Origin of the sequence: Geobacillus sp. WSUCF-018B (genome assembly GCF_002809985.1) — a bacterium.
Classification (GTDB): Bacteria; Bacillota; Bacilli; order Bacillales; family Anoxybacillaceae; genus Geobacillus; species Geobacillus thermophilus.
The window spans coordinates 1-14,488 of sequence record NZ_PIJF01000024.1 but is presented as its reverse complement, the minus strand read 5'-3'; the positions used below and the strand labels follow the sequence as shown (position 1 = coordinate 14,488).

Genomic DNA, 14,488 nt, shown 5'->3' with positions numbered 1-14,488 from the left:
TTTTTCTCATGCCGGCTATTCCGTCCGCGGCTTGGTCGGGTCGCACGCCGGTGGCTTCACCTCGCCGGTAGTCTCGGCCAGCTTTTGCAAGTAGTAACATTCTTCGCGCGCCATATGGTCGGCCATCAGCGGCGACAGCACACCAAGCACTTCATTGTTTAATTCCATCTCCTCGAGTTCGTGCAAAAAGCTTTGGAAAATGGCCATTTCCAGCTCGATTTGACGGTGGAAGCGGGAAAGCGCCGGAAACTGATGAACGTTAGCCCGCAAGTAGCTTTCGGCGAGCGCTTCAACAATAAACCGGCAATGGTCGCCAAGAATTTGCATCCAAAAACGGAGTTCAAAAAGCGCTTCTTGCTCAATCGGTTGGCTCATTCGTTTTTTCGCAGAGCGCGTCGCACAGGGGAATGCGACGATTCTGCTTTTCCCTCCTTGCTATGTTTTGCCTATGTTGATCATCTCGCTCCTATATGTATGTGCGGTTAGGAATTTGGGTGAATGCGGACAAGAACGATTTTCCCAGGCCGGCATACGATATGGCGAAAAAAGCAGGAGGAGGTTTTTACCAAATGGACGACCAAACGTTATTCGCCCGGTATGCGGCTGAGGTGAACGAATGGGGAGAACAGGTCAAGCAGGTGCTGGCGCTGCGCGGAGCCAGCACGGATGGCGCTTCGGCGCTGCTGAAGTTTATCGCCGAACATGACGGAGCGTGGACGGAAGAGGCAATCCGCGAACTCACGCGCCTTGTGGATGACGTGTACGCCGCTGCGCTTCGCCATTATGCCATCGAAGCGGCTGAGTGGGGGAGACAAATGGAGCACGCCCTATCCGCGCGCGGAGCGGCGGATGACATCGGCCTTTCTTCTTTGTTGGCGCGCATTGAAGAACACGACGGCGAGTGGACGGAGGAGGAGATTGGTCAACTGCAACGCCTTGTTGACGATGTGTATGTTCGAGCCGTTCGCCTTGTCGAACCAGTAGCCGGCGGACAGGAGGAAAACTCGCCGCGGCGGGAAGAAGCAGCCGTTTTGCTTGAGCAGGAAGGCGGCGGAGAACCAAGCGTTGAGGAGATCGTCACACACGGGGGAGATACCGAACAAGAGCCGGCCGCGGCGGCGGAACGGGCGGAGCCGATTGCATCCTCATCGGCGGATTCCGCTGATGGCGGGCAGTTGCACAAGGAAAAGACGATTGACGAAGAGCAGCGGCAAGAGGAAGGCGAGGCCGATGGTGAACGGCAACAGCCGATCCCGCCCGGCAGGCATGTGCTGCCGCCTTTGCCGTACAGCTATGATGCGCTTGAACCCCATATTTCCGAAGAAATTATGCGCCTTCACCATACGAAGCATCATCAAAGCTACGTCGACGGTCTGAACAAGGCGGAGCGCATGATGGCCGAAGCGCGCCGGACGAACAATTTTGAACTGCTGAAGCATTGGGAGCGGGAAGCGGCGTTCCACGGTTCGGGGCATTATTTGCATACCATTTTTTGGTATAATATGCATCCGGAAGGCGGCGGCGAACCGCGCGGAGAGCTGCGGGCGCAACTGGAACGCGATTTTGGCAGTTTTGCTGCGTTCCGGCGCCATTTTACCGAAGCGGCCAAAAGCGCCGAAGGGGTCGGCTGGGCGCTGCTCGTTTGGGCGCCGCGAGCGCACCGTCTGGAAATTTTGCAGGCGGAAAAACACCAGCTCATGGCGCAATGGGATGTGATCCCGCTTCTCGTGCTTGATGTGTGGGAGCATGCCTACTATTTGCAATACAAAAATGATCGGGCGGCGTACATCGAACATTGGTGGAACGTCGTCAACTGGCGCAACGTTGAAGAACGCTTTCATGAGGCGCAGAAGCTTCGTTGGCAGCCGTTTTAAACGGGCGGGGGGGAACCCCCTGCCCGTTTTTTTGGGAGAGCAGGCGCTGCGATCCATCAGGACACCTGTCCGCCGTTTCAAGGAGCGGCTTTCTCTTTGCAGGGAAAATGTCATCAACGCGCCCAGCGCAAGCGCCGGAGCGGATCGTTCAGGCTGTCTCCCCTTGCAACAGCATTTTTTCATCATATTTGTCCCATCGAGGCATACACTTGTACAAAACGCGGCTTTGGGGTTCAGCCTGTTTCCGTCGCGACGTTTCTTCGGCTGCGGCCCGTTCAGCCTAATCGGAAAGGAGGAACAGGCGATTCCTCCCCGCTCCTTAAAGGAGGGGGATCCTCGCCGATATGAGATGAATAAGCAGAAGCGGCTCATTGCGCTCATTCTTGCACTCGCTGCGGGGATTATGGCATTTGTTCCAGAGCGGATGCGCGCTATGGATGGGGTGAGCGCAAAAAGCGCGATTTTGATAGAGCAGCATTCCGGGCGGGTTTTGTTTGCCAAGGATGCCTATACAAAACGGCGCATCGCCAGCATTACGAAAATTATGACCGCCATTTTGGCGATTGAATCGGGGAAGATGGACGACACGGTGACGGTCAGCGCCCGCGCTGTCCGGACCGAAGGGTCGTCAATTTACTTGCGCCAAGGGGAGAAAATCAAACTGCGCGATTTGGTATATGGGCTGATGCTTCGTTCCGGCAACGACGCGGCGGTGGCCATCGCTGAACATGTCGGCGGCAGCGTCGAAGGATTTGTTTTTTTAATGAACCAAAAAGCGGCTGAAATCGGGATGCGTGATACCGAGTTTGCCAATCCGCACGGGTTGGATGACGCGGAAAACCACTACTCAACCGCGTACGATATGGCGCTGCTCATGCAATATGCGATGAAAAACAAAGAGTTTCGGCGCATCTCGGGGACGAAGGTGTACCGCGCCCCCGCTCCGCCCGGCGAAGACGGCGCGCGTGTGTGGCGAAATAAAAACAAGTTGTTGACAAGTCTTTACGAATATTGCACCGGCGGCAAAACCGGCTATACGAAACGGGCCCATCGCACGCTCGTGACGACGGCATCCAAAGGCGGCATCGATTTGATCGCCGTGACGTTGGATGCACCGGACGATTGGAATGACCATATCGCTATGTACGAATATGGATTTTCTCATTATCACATCGCCAAAGTGAGCAGCGAGCGGGTGGTCGACAAAATTTCTGATCCGTTTTACCGCGGGCGGCTGCGTGCAGCCCGCGATTTGCAATATCCGGTGACCGAACAGGAGACGGGAGAGCTGCGGGTGAAAGTATATTTGTTGAAGCCGCGCAAGGGATGGGAAAAATACCCAGAACGGGCGCCGACAGAGGTCGGAAAGGCGGTGCTTTATTTGCATCAAAAGGCGGTTGATTCGGTGCCGCTGCTGTATGAACCGGGAAAGGAAGGAAGCGGCCGAGGGTTTTTATGGCAAGTATTTCGCTTTTTAGGTGTGAGAAGCGATGGTTAACCTCATTTGGGTGATGATGGCGGTCATTGGCATCGTCTTTGCGGCGGCCAACGGCACGATGGACGAAGTGAACAAAGCGGTGTTTGAAAGCGCCAAAGAAGCGGTGACGATCAGCATCGGCATGGTCAGCATTTTAGTGTTTTGGCTCGGGCTGATGGCGATCGCTGAACGCGCCGGCTTGCTTGACAAAGCGGCGCGCCTGTTTATGCCGCTCGTACGCCGCTTGTTTCCAGAGGTGCCGCCCGGCCATCCTGCGCTCGGCTATATCGTCTCGAATATGGTCGCCAACATGTTCGGCCTTGGCAATGCGGCGACGCCGATGGGCATAAAGGCGATGGAGCAGCTAAAAAAGCTCAACGGCGGCCGCGACGAGGCTAGCCGGTCGATGGTGACGTTTTTGGCCATGAACACATCAGGCATTACGCTCATTCCGGCGACCGTCATCTCGATCCGCATGACGTACGGTTCAGCGGCGCCGAGCGAGATCATTGGGACGACGATCGTCGCTTCGACGATTTCGACGATTGGGGCGGTATTGATTGACCGGTACTATTATTGGAAACGGATGCGGAAAGGCAGGAAGCCATAATGGCCATCGTCCAACTTCTTTCTGTTTGGCTGATCCCTGCGCTCATTGCTTTTATTTTGCTTTACGGTACAGCAAAGAAAGTGCCGACGTACGAAGCGTTTGTGGAAGGCGGCAAGGAAGGGATCGAGATCGCGTTTTCGCTCATCCCGTATTTGGTCGGCATGTTGGTGTCGGTCGCCATTTTCCGAGCCTCAGGGGCGCTTGATGCCATGATGGAAGTGATCAAACCACTGGCTGATGCCATTGGACTGCCGGCCGAAGTCGTTCCGCTTGCGGCTCTCCGCACGCTTTCCGGCACGGCGGCGCTCGGCATGACGACCGATTTGATCGCTACTTACGGCCCGGATTCGTTCATCGGGCGCCTTGCTTCTACGATCCAAGGCAGTACGGAGACGACGCTTTACGTGCTCACCGTCTATTTTGGCGCCGTCGGCGTCAAAAAAATGGGCGATGCGTTAAAAGTCGGCATTTTGGCCGACATTCTCAGCTTTATTGTTTCTGTTTTCATCGTTTTGTTTGTATTCGGGCGCTAGCGGCGCCTTTTTTCGTTCCCGCCGTTCGGCGGGTTTTTTGTTTGCAAAGGGAGCGGGAAAGGTGAAAAATAAAAGTGCCGCGCTTGTATCTGTTAGACGGAAAGGGTAAGATGATGAAAGAGGTGAGAGAGAATGGAACGGCTGCAAAAAGTGATTGCCCGCGCTGGTTTGGCATCAAGGCGCAAGGCGGAAGAAATGATTTTGCAAGGGCGGGTGAAAGTCAACGGCCGCGTTGTCACGGAGCTTGGCGTCAAGGTCGGACCGCGAGATGAGGTCGAAGTCGACGGCATTCCGGTCGAGCGCGAGGAGCCGGTGTATTATTTGCTGTACAAGCCGCGCGGCGTCATCTCGAGCGTCAAAGATGACAAAGGGCGCAAAGTGGTGACCGATTTTTTCAAGGATTTGGACAAACGCATTTACCCAGTCGGGCGGCTTGACTACGATACGTCCGGCCTGCTCTTGTTGACGAATGACGGCGATTTTGCCAATTTGCTGATGCATCCGCGCTATGAGATCGAGAAGGTGTACGTCGCTAAAGTGAAAGGCATCCCGACGCGCGAGCAGCTGAAGCAGCTCGAGCAAGGGGTGATGCTGGAAGACGGCATGACGGCGCCGGCGAAGGTGAAACTGCTCTCCGCTGACCGAAAAAAGCGGACGGCGATTGTCGAAATCCGCATCCATGAAGGGCGGAACCGGCAAGTGCGCCGCATGTTTGAGGCGATCGGCTGTGAAGTGATGAAACTGAAGCGCGAACGGTATGCGTTTCTTGATTTAAAAGGGCTTCGTCCCGGCGAATACCGCGAGCTGACACCGCACGAGGTGAAGCTGCTGCGCGTCCTTGCCCAATCCGGCGGGCGAAAATGACGAAGATTGTCACATAACGTTCATATCCTTGCACAGCAGGCTGAATAAAACTTTGCTATAATGGAAAATGAGAGATTGTGAACCGCTTGCCTCCCCTCTACCGTTGGCTGTGGGGGAGGAGAAACGTAAAGGGGTTTGAACGATGAAAAAGCAACATCGCCTAGTGATGAGAACGGTTATTTTGCTCGTGCTTTTGGCGGCGATCGGCTATACGATTTACACGAATTTTTTCACGGAGAAAACGGCTGTCGCTGTTGGTTCGACGGCGCCTGATTTTGTGCTGACCGATTTGAAAGGGCATGAACATCGTCTTTCAGACTATCGCGGCAAAGGCGTTTTTTTGAACTTTTGGGGAACGTGGTGCAAGCCGTGCGAGCGGGAGATGCCGTATATGAACGAGCTGTACCCGATTTACAAAAAACAAGGGGTTGAAATTTTGGCTGTCAATGTCGGTGAACCGAAGTTGAGCGTTGAAAAGTTCGCGGAACGGTTCGGCCTGACATTTCCGATTGTGATCGACCGTCAAGATCAAGTGTTGAACGCCTATAATGTCGGCCCGCTGCCAACCACGTTTTTGATTGACAAAAACGGCGAAGTGAAGAAAATCATCACCGGCGCGATGACAAAAGCAGACATTCAGCGCCATTTGGAAAGCATCAAACCGTAAGGAGTTTTGCGCCATGGAACACGTCAAATGCGAATGCGGCCATGTCAATCCGCACGGCACGGCGTTTTGTGAGTCGTGCGGCAAGCCGCTTGCCGATTTGGGAGAAAAACTGATTTTGGACATGCGCTACGAAGGAAGCGCGCGCCGGTCACAAACGTACAACCGAACGATCGTCGACCAAATTTGGGCGTTTTTCTCCTCGGTCAAAGTTGGGGTAGCGCTCATCGTCATCACGCTCATCGCTTCGGCCGTCGGTACGATTTTTCCGCAAGAAATGTATATCCCGCCGAACGTGAATCCGGCTGAATACTACGAAGAGCAGTACGGTTGGGCAGGGAAGCTGTATTATGAGCTCGGCTTTAACAACTTGTACGGCTCATGGTGGTACATTTTGCTCATCGCCTTAATCGGCGTTTCGCTTGTCATTTGCAGCTTGGACCGGGTCGTTCCGCTTTACCGCGCCTTGAAGCGGCAAGGGGTGAAGCGCCATCCGCGCTTTTTAGAGCGGCAGCGGCTGTTTGGCGTTTCGCGCGTCGGCGATATGGACAAGGCGGTCGCTCTGCTGAAAGAGCGGCTCGCCAAGCAACGATACCGCATCCGCGAAGAAGGCGGCCATCTGCTCGCCGAAAAAGGGCGCTTTTCCCGCTGGGGACCGTATGTGAACCATGTTGGCCTGATCATCTTCTTAATCGGGGCCATGCTTCGCTCGGTGCCGGGCATGTACATTGATGAGGTGATGTGGATTCGCGAAGGGGAAACGAAAGAAATCCCAGGGACTGACGGCCAGTACTTTTTAAAAAGTGAAAAGTTTATTTTTGACACGTACAAAAAAGGCGAAGACAATGAAGTGTTTAATGCCGCCATCGACCGTGTCGGCGATGGCATGATTGCGGAAAACTATCAGACAAATGTCGTCTTGTATAAGCGCGTCGACCCGACAGTCGCCGGCGCCAAACCGAAGCTCGAAAAGGTGAAAGAATATTCGATTCGCGTCAACGAACCGCTGAAATTCAACCATTACGCACTCTATCAAGTCGATTTCCGGCTGAACGAGCCGAAAACGATGTCGTTCCAACTGGCGGATAAACAGTCGGGAAAAACGTTCGGCACGGTAGCGATCGACTTGTACGATCCAAAAGAAACGTACGACCTCGGACGGGGGTATCGCGTCGAGCTATTAAGCTATTTTCCTGACTTTGAGTTTGACGAAGACGGCAACCCGTCGACAAAATCGCGCGTGCCGAACAATCCGGCGTTCGTCTTTAAAATGTATGCGCCGGATCGACCGGAAGGGGAAGTCAGTTTCGTCGCCATCCAACAAACGATCGAACCGTTTGGCGACAACAAATATAAAATGGCGTTTGCGGGGCTTGAGACGCGCAACGTCTCTGGCTTGACCGTCCGCCGCGATTTCACGCTTTGGATTTTAGGGGTGGGCGGCGCGATTTTCATGATCGGGCTCATCCAAGGAATGTATTGGAATCACCGCCGTATTTGGGTGCAGCGGGTGAACGGCGAATTATGGATCGCCGCACATACGAATAAAAACTGGTTCGGCTTGAAAAACGAGCTGCGCCGCCTGCTTGACGGCACCGGCTTAACGATGCCGGCCGATCGGCTCGAGGAAGAGAAAAAAGCCGGACAAGGAGGACAAGCGCATGGCACAGCTTAGCAGCACATTGCTATATATTTCGTTCGTTTTCTATTTGATTGGCACGTTTCTTTTCGGCGGCGCCATTCGCGACAAACGGAAGGAGCGGCAAGGAAAAGACCGCTGGTCGCAGCTTGGCATTGCTGTGACGATCATCGGCTTTCTTACTCAAGTCGGTTATTTTGTGACGCGCTGGATCGCTGCCGGGCATGCTCCGGTGAGCAATTTGTTCGAGTTTATAACGTTTTTCGGCATGATGCTTGTCGCTGCTTTTATCATTGTTTATTTCATTTACCGGTTGAGCGTGCTCGGCCTGTTTGCGCTGCCGGTCGCGTTGCTCCTTATCGCCTATGCGAGCATGTTTCCGCGGGAAATTTCGCCGCTCATTCCCGCCTTGCAAAGCGATTGGCTGTACATTCACGTCACGACTGCGGCGGCCGGGGAGGCGATTTTGGCCATCAGCTTTGTCGCCGGACTCATTTATTTGATCCGTGTCGTCGACCAGTCGAAACCGTCGAAGCGCACGTTTTGGCTCGAAGCCGTCATGTTTTGCTTAGTAACCACGCTCGGTTTCGTCATCGTTTCGACAGCGTTCGGGCTTTCTGGGTATGAGGCGAAATTTTCGTGGATTGACAAGAACGATCAACCAGCGGAAGTCGAGTACCATATGCCGGCGCTCGTTGGGCCGCACAAAGGGGAGCTTATGAAAGAAAGCGCCGGCCGCATGAAGCCGCTTGTTGAGATGCCGGCGATCATTAACGCGAAAAAGTTGAATACCGTCATTTGGTCGTTGATGGCGGGGGCGGTCTTGTACATCGCGCTTCGCCTCGCATTACGCAAACGCATCGCAGCGGCGCTGCAGCCGCTTGTGAAAAACGTCAATTTGGATTTAACCGATGAAATTTGCTATCGAGCTGTAGCGATCGGATTCCCGGTGTTTACGCTCGGGGCGCTCATTTTTGCCATGATTTGGGCGCAAATCGCCTGGACGCGTTTTTGGGGCTGGGACCCGAAAGAAGTATGGGCGCTGATCACTTGGCTGTTTTACGCTGCCTTTTTGCACCTTCGTTTGTCAAAAGGCTGGCATGGTGAAAAGTCGGCATGGCTCGCCGTCATCGGCTTTGCCATTATTATGTTTAACTTAGTGGCGGTCAACCTCGTCATTGCGGGATTGCACTCGTACGCCGGAACATAATGGAAAACAACCGGATGCTCTGTTGGCGAGCATCCGGTTTTTCGGTAAACTAGAAAATAGGGAGTGTTTCCATTGATGATGGGAGGGTGCAAAGCATTGGAAAAACAAGAAAAAACCATCCGTATTTTAGTGGTTGACGATGAAGAGCGCATCCGGCGGCTCTTGAAAATGTATTTGGAGCGGGAAAACTATGTGATCGATGAGGCCGGCGACGGCAATGAAGCGTTGGAGAAGGCGTTGACGAATGATTATGACGTCATTTTGCTCGATCTGATGCTGCCGGGCAAAGATGGAATTGAGGTGTGCAAAGAAATCCGCGCGCAAAAAACGACGCCGATCATCATGTTGACGGCAAAAGGCGAAGAATCCAACCGCGTGCAAGGGTTTGAAGTCGGCACGGATGATTACATCGTCAAGCCGTTCAGTCCGCGCGAAGTCGTACTGCGCGTAAAAGCGCTGTTGCGCCGCGCGGCGAACGCCGCCTACGCGCCGGTGGAGACGACGGCGAAAGACGTGCTTGTGTTTCCGCATTTGACGATTGACAACGATGCCCACCGGGTGACGGTCGACGGCAAGGAAGTCAGCTTAACGCCGAAAGAATATGAGCTGCTTCTCTTTCTGGCCCGCTCGCCCGACAAAGTGTTCGACCGCGAACAGCTGTTGAAGGAAGTATGGCATTACGAATTTTTCGGCGACTTGCGCACGGTCGACACCCACATTAAACGGTTGCGCGAAAAGTTGAATAAAGCGTCGCCGCAGGCGGGAAAAATGATCGTCACCGTCTGGGGCGTCGGCTACAAGTTTGAGGCAGTGAACGACTGATGTGGCTGTTTCGCAGCGTCGTCGGCAAGCTATGGTTTACGATTTTGTTGCTCGTTTCGTGCGTGCTGTTTATTTTAAGCATTTTGCTTATTAAATTTTTGGAAGATTATTATGTGCAGGAAGCGGAAAACGACTTGACCCGCCTGGCGACAAAAGTGGCTGAGGTGATGCACGATTACCGCGACGAGCAGCTTGCCCGCTCGATCGCTTGGACGCTTGTGGACAATCGAACGAAAGCCGTCATCGTCGCCGATGAGTCGCACTATTGGTATTCGCCTAGCGATGCTGGGTTGGACAATATGCCGCTGTCGTCGATTCGCCAAGATCGGGACTTGCGGCGTGTGCTGACAGATGGGAAAACGGTGAAAAAGCGTTTGTATATGCTGGAGCGGCATCCAAAAGAAAAGCTGCCCCGTGATATGATCATTGTCGGCGTGCCGATGTCGATGCCGGATGGCAGCCGAGGAGCTGTGTTTATCTATCAGTCGCTCGAGGCGATCGCCGACGCGACGGAGCGGACGAAAGAGTTAATTTTTCTCGCCGCGTTTATCGCCATTGTCATGACGACGTTTTTTGCCTTTTTCTTGTCGACGCGCATCACCGCCCCGCTTCGGAAAATGCGGCAAGCCGCGTTCGAAATGGCGCGGGGCCATTTTGACATGAAAGTGCCGATTTTAACCAATGACGAAATCGGTGGGCTGGCGATGGCGTTCAACCAAATGGGAAGGCGGCTCCAATTTAACATCAACGCGCTGAACCAGGAAAAAGAACAGCTCGCCAGCATTTTAAGCAGCATGGCCGATGGCGTCTTGACGTTTAACCGCGACGGGGAAATTTTAATTACGAACCCGCCGGCGGAGCGGTTTTTGCAGGCGTGGTATTTTGAGCAAGGAAACGACGCGGAAGCGATGGCGCCGTTGCCGCCGCAAGTGAAAGAACTGTTCGCGCGCGTCGTCCGCGAGGAGAAGGAGCAGTCGACCGAAGTGACGCTGCAAGGGCGGACGTGGGTCATTTTAATGACGCCGCTGTACGGCAAAACGATGGTGCGCGGCGCGGTGGCTGTTTTGCGCGACATGACCGAAGAGCGGCGGCTTGACAAGCTGCGCAAAGACTTTATCGCCAACGTTTCGCACGAATTGCGCACGCCGATTGCCATGCTTCAAGGCTACAGCGAGGCGATCATCGACGATATCGCGGCGAGCGAAGAAGAGAAGAAAGAGATGGCGAAAGTCATTTATGACGAGTCGCTGCGCATGGGCCGCCTAGTGAATGATTTGCTTGATTTGGCGCGCATGGAAGCCGGGCATATCGAGCTGCACTATGAACAGGTGAAGCTCGCTCCGTATATTGAGCGGGTGATCCGCAAGTTTCACGGGCTGGCGAAAGAAAAGCAGATTGAGCTGACAGCCGAGTTTCGCGATCGGGACATCGAAATCGCTCTCGATCCGGATCGGATCGAACAGGTGCTGACGAACTTAATTGACAACGCCATCCGCCATACGGAATCGGGCGGCACAGTTCGCCTCATCATCGAACCAAGCGGCGACGGCGTGACGATCCATGTCCAAGACTCTGGTTCCGGCATTCCCGAAGAGGATTTGCCGTTTGTGTTTGAACGGTTTTACAAAGCCGATAAAGCGCGCACGCGCGGCCGTTCCGGCACCGGGTTGGGCCTTGCCATCGCCAAAAACATCGTCGAAGCGCATAAAGGGCTCATCACCGTTCACAGCAAACTGAACGAAGGAACGACGTTTTCGTTTTATTTGCCGGCCCGCGGGCCGAAAGGAGCGTAGCGCCGTTTGGAAGAGCGGGGAAGCCACGGCTTCCCTGCTTCTTTCACGTTGAAGTTTTTTTATAGTGGTATAGACAACTAGAATATATAATATTATTATAAAAGCAGAAGGTGTGAAATCGCGATGAAACGATGGATATTGAAAAATGCTGCGGTGTATGCAGAAGCAGACAACATTCAACAAGGGTATGTGCTGATCGAAGGGGAAAAAGTGGCGTCCATTGGCCCGATGTCGTCGTGCCCGGCAGAAGCGGGGGCGGAAGTGATCGAGCTTTCTCCACGGTTTGCTGTCGTGCCTGGTTTCATTGACGTTCATATCCACGGGGCGGCTGGAGCGGATGTTATGGATGCGACCCCGGAGGCGCTTGACAAGATGGCCAACGCCTTGCCGGCGGAAGGGACGACCAGTTTCCTGGCGACGACGATGACGGCGCCAAGCGAACAAATCGAAGCGGCGCTTCGAAATGTCGCCCGTTATATGGCCGAGGAGAATCGCCCAGGGGTGGCGGAGGTGCTCGGTGTTCATCTGGAAGGACCGTTTTTGTCGCCGAAGCGCGCCGGGGCGCAGCACCCGCGCCATCTCGCCGATCCGGACATCTCACTGTTCCAGCACTGGCAAAAGGCGGCAGGCGGCCACATCCGCCTTGTCACGCTTGCCCCGGAGCGGAACGGGGGGCTGGAACTTGCCTCCTACTTGAAACAGACGGGTGTGATCGCTTCGATCGGCCATTCCGATGCCGTTTACGACGAAGTAAAAGCGGCGGTCCATGCAGGGGTGACGCATGCGACCCACCTGTTCAATGGGATGCGCGGCATCCATCACCGTGAACCGGGTGTCGCCGGTGCGGTGCTTATGTTTGAAGAAGTGATGTGCGAGCTGATCGCCGACGGGTTGCACGTTGCGCCGCCGATGGTTCGCTTCGCTTACCGGAATAAAGGAAGCGAGGGGCTTATCTTAATCACCGACGCCATGCGGGCGAAATGTCTCGGCGATGGGAAGTATGATCTCGGCGGCCAAGAGGTGGAAGTCTGCGGCGGGGAGGCGCGGCTTGCCGACGGAACGCTGGCGGGAAGCGTGCTCAAGCTTGGCGAGGCCATCCGCCGTGTGCTCGACTATACGGGTTGCACGTTGGAAGAGGTGATCCGCATGGCGAGCTGGAATCCGGCGAAACAGCTTGGCGTGCTTGATCGGAAAGGCAGCTTGCGGCCCGGCAAAGACGCCGATGTCGTCGTGTTGAATGAACGATATGAAGTCATGATGACGTTTTGCCGTGGCGCCCTTGCCTATCGCAAGCAGGATGAAAGGGGTGAAGAGCGATGGCTTTGAAGCTTTTGAAAGCTGCTGACTACGCAGAGATGAGTCGCCAAGCGGCGGACATCATCATCAAACAAGTCAAGGAAAAGCCGAACGCCGTTCTCGGCTTGGCGACCGGCTCGACGATGCTCGGCGTGTACCGCGAATTGGCCGCCGATCATCGGCAGCATGGGACATCGTATCGGCTCGTGCGCACGGTCAATTTGGATGAATACGTAGGCCTTGGCCCGGATCATCCGAACAGTTATCGCCATTATATGAATGAGCATTTGTTTTCAAAGCTTGACATCCCGCTTCACGAGACGCATGTGCCGAACGGCTTGGCCGCTGATCTTGACGAAGAATGCCGCCGCTACGAGCGGCTCATCGATGAAGTGGGCGGCATCGATTTGCAGCTCTTGGGCATCGGCCGCAACGGCCATATCGGCTTTAACGAACCAGGGACGCCGTTTTCATCGCCGACCCATGTCGTCGAGCTTGCCGAATCTACGCGCAAGGCAAACGCCCGCTTTTTTGGGTCGTTGGATGACGTGCCGCGCCGTGCCATTACGATGGGGATTGCGACCATTTTGCGCAGCCGCCGCCTCGTGCTGTTGGCGTCGGGACGAGAAAAAGCAGAGGCCATGGCTCGGCTTTTAGAGGGCGTTGTCACACCGGACTTGCCGGCTTCAGCGCTTCACCTTCATCCGGACGTGACGATCATCGCCGACCGAGAGGCGCTCTCGCTCATCCCAAAGGAAAAGCGGCGGGTGGATGCGCCGTGATCGATAAACAGTCGCCGATTCCGATTTACTATCAGCTCGAGCAATATATGAAAGAAAAGATCGAAAAAGGGGAGTGGCAGCCGGGCGAAATGATCCCGTCTGAGCGCGAGTTGGCGGAAATGTATGACATCAGCCGGATGACCGTTCGGCAGGCGGTCAACAATTTAGTGAACGATGGCTATCTCATCCGCCGGCGCGGGAAGGGGACGTTTGTCGCCGCCCAAAAAATCGAGCAGCCGCTGAAAGGGCTGACGAGCTTTTCCGAAGATATGCGGGCGCGCAGCATGGAGCCCGGCACGATCGTCCTCAGCTTTGAGATGGTTCCAGCTTCCAAGAAACTCGCTGAAGGGCTTGGCGTCACGGAAGGCGATGACCTTTACGAAGTCCGCCGCCTTCGGTTGGCCGACGGCTTGCCGATGGCGTTGGAGACGCTGTACATTCCGGTCAATCTCGTCCCCGGACTGACGCGTGATGTTGTAAGCGGTTCCGTCTATGAATTTATCGAAAAAGAAAAAGGGATGATCATCGGCTCCGCTGTTCAAACATTGGAAGCCTCGGTCGCCCGCAAGGTGGAGGCGGAGCATCTGAAGATGAAAGAAGGGGCTCCGGTGCTATTGCTTGAGCGCCGCACGCACCTTGTCGACGGTCGGCCGCTTGAAGTCGTCAAATCGGTGTACCGCGGCGACCGGTACAAATTTATGATTGAGATGAGAAGGGGAGGATCATGATGTTAGGGTTTTTACAGACCCGCGAGCGAGAAAGCCCACTCCTTTAGGGATGGGATGAAAGCGAGCCGTTTTTCCAATATTGAATGATTTTATAAAAACCCGTGGTGCTAGATAAACTTGATCAAGCATAAAAATAGCCCTTGCTGGCGGATCTCCAGTAGAATGAAAGTGTCACCCAACATTCGAAAGGAGAGAT

The 14,488-nt window shown here is 54.6% G+C and carries 13 protein-coding genes and 1 pseudogene; 13 read left to right on the top strand and 1 reads right to left on the bottom strand.

From position 1 onward, the window contains the following. Nucleotides 1-15: 15 nt before the first annotated feature. A pseudogene (locus CV944_RS08830) lies at nucleotides 16-273 on the bottom strand (DUF2935 domain-containing protein); the annotation flags it as partial. A gap of 296 nt (nucleotides 274-569) precedes the next feature. Here CV944_RS08830 and CV944_RS08825 point away from each other — a divergent pair. The 13 genes from CV944_RS08825 to CV944_RS08765 all read left to right on the top strand — a co-directional run bounded on the left by CV944_RS08825 (nucleotide 570) and on the right by CV944_RS08765 (nucleotide 14,292). After that, a complete protein-coding gene (locus CV944_RS08825) occupies nucleotides 570-1,874 on the top strand; it encodes a superoxide dismutase (RefSeq protein ID WP_100659586.1) in 1,305 nt (434 codons plus the stop codon). A gap of 349 nt (nucleotides 1,875-2,223) precedes the next feature. Next, nucleotides 2,224-3,372 carry a D-alanyl-D-alanine carboxypeptidase family protein gene (locus CV944_RS08820; RefSeq protein ID WP_100659585.1) on the top strand — a complete coding sequence of 383 codons (1,149 nt, stop codon included), beginning with the start codon at nucleotides 2,224-2,226 and terminating at the stop codon, nucleotides 3,370-3,372. Next, a complete protein-coding gene (locus tag CV944_RS08815) occupies nucleotides 3,365-3,961 on the top strand; it encodes a nucleoside recognition domain-containing protein (protein WP_011231767.1) in 597 nt (198 codons plus the stop codon). The genes CV944_RS08820 and CV944_RS08815 overlap by 8 nt, the downstream gene beginning before the upstream one ends. After that, nucleotides 3,961-4,494, top strand: coding sequence for a spore maturation protein (locus tag CV944_RS08810; protein WP_011231766.1), 534 nt, complete (start codon nucleotides 3,961-3,963; stop codon nucleotides 4,492-4,494). Before CV944_RS08815 ends, CV944_RS08810 begins: the two co-directional genes overlap by 1 nt. Nucleotides 4,495-4,626: 132 nt before the next feature. Continuing rightward, nucleotides 4,627-5,358, top strand: coding sequence for a pseudouridine synthase (locus tag CV944_RS08805; protein ID WP_063330668.1), 732 nt, complete (start codon nucleotides 4,627-4,629; stop codon nucleotides 5,356-5,358). A gap of 142 nt (nucleotides 5,359-5,500) precedes the next feature. Further along, on the top strand, nucleotides 5,501-6,025 hold the full coding sequence (gene resA / locus CV944_RS08800; protein WP_063330669.1) for a thiol-disulfide oxidoreductase ResA: 525 nt from the start codon (nucleotides 5,501-5,503) through the stop codon (nucleotides 6,023-6,025). A 13-nt stretch (nucleotides 6,026-6,038) separates the two neighbouring features. After that, entirely contained in the window at nucleotides 6,039-7,697 is a 1,659-nt protein-coding gene (locus tag CV944_RS08795; protein ID WP_063165408.1) for a cytochrome c biogenesis ResB family protein, read from the top strand. Beyond that, a complete protein-coding gene (gene ccsB / locus CV944_RS08790; protein WP_063330670.1) occupies nucleotides 7,684-8,871 on the top strand; it encodes a c-type cytochrome biogenesis protein CcsB in 1,188 nt (395 codons plus the stop codon). Before CV944_RS08795 ends, ccsB begins: the two co-directional genes overlap by 14 nt. Before the next feature lie 96 nt (nucleotides 8,872-8,967). Beyond that, nucleotides 8,968-9,693 carry a response regulator transcription factor gene (locus tag CV944_RS08785; RefSeq protein ID WP_304441583.1) on the top strand — a complete coding sequence of 242 codons (726 nt, stop codon included), beginning with the start codon at nucleotides 8,968-8,970 and terminating at the stop codon, nucleotides 9,691-9,693. Continuing rightward, entirely contained in the window at nucleotides 9,693-11,486 is a 1,794-nt protein-coding gene (locus tag CV944_RS08780; RefSeq protein WP_100659583.1) for an ATP-binding protein, read from the top strand. Before CV944_RS08785 ends, CV944_RS08780 begins: the two co-directional genes overlap by 1 nt. Before the next feature lie 123 nt (nucleotides 11,487-11,609). Further along, a complete protein-coding gene (nagA, locus tag CV944_RS08775) occupies nucleotides 11,610-12,812 on the top strand; it encodes an N-acetylglucosamine-6-phosphate deacetylase (protein WP_100659582.1) in 1,203 nt (400 codons plus the stop codon). Beyond that, nucleotides 12,803-13,564, top strand: a complete 762-nt coding sequence (nagB, locus tag CV944_RS08770) for a glucosamine-6-phosphate deaminase (protein WP_100659581.1) — start codon at nucleotides 12,803-12,805, stop codon at nucleotides 13,562-13,564. The genes nagA and nagB overlap by 10 nt, the downstream gene beginning before the upstream one ends. Further along, nucleotides 13,561-14,292: a GntR family transcriptional regulator gene (locus tag CV944_RS08765; RefSeq protein WP_100659580.1), complete on the top strand. Its 732-nt coding sequence runs from the start codon at nucleotides 13,561-13,563 to the stop codon at nucleotides 14,290-14,292. The genes nagB and CV944_RS08765 overlap by 4 nt, the downstream gene beginning before the upstream one ends. Nucleotides 14,293-14,488 lie beyond the last annotated feature (196 nt).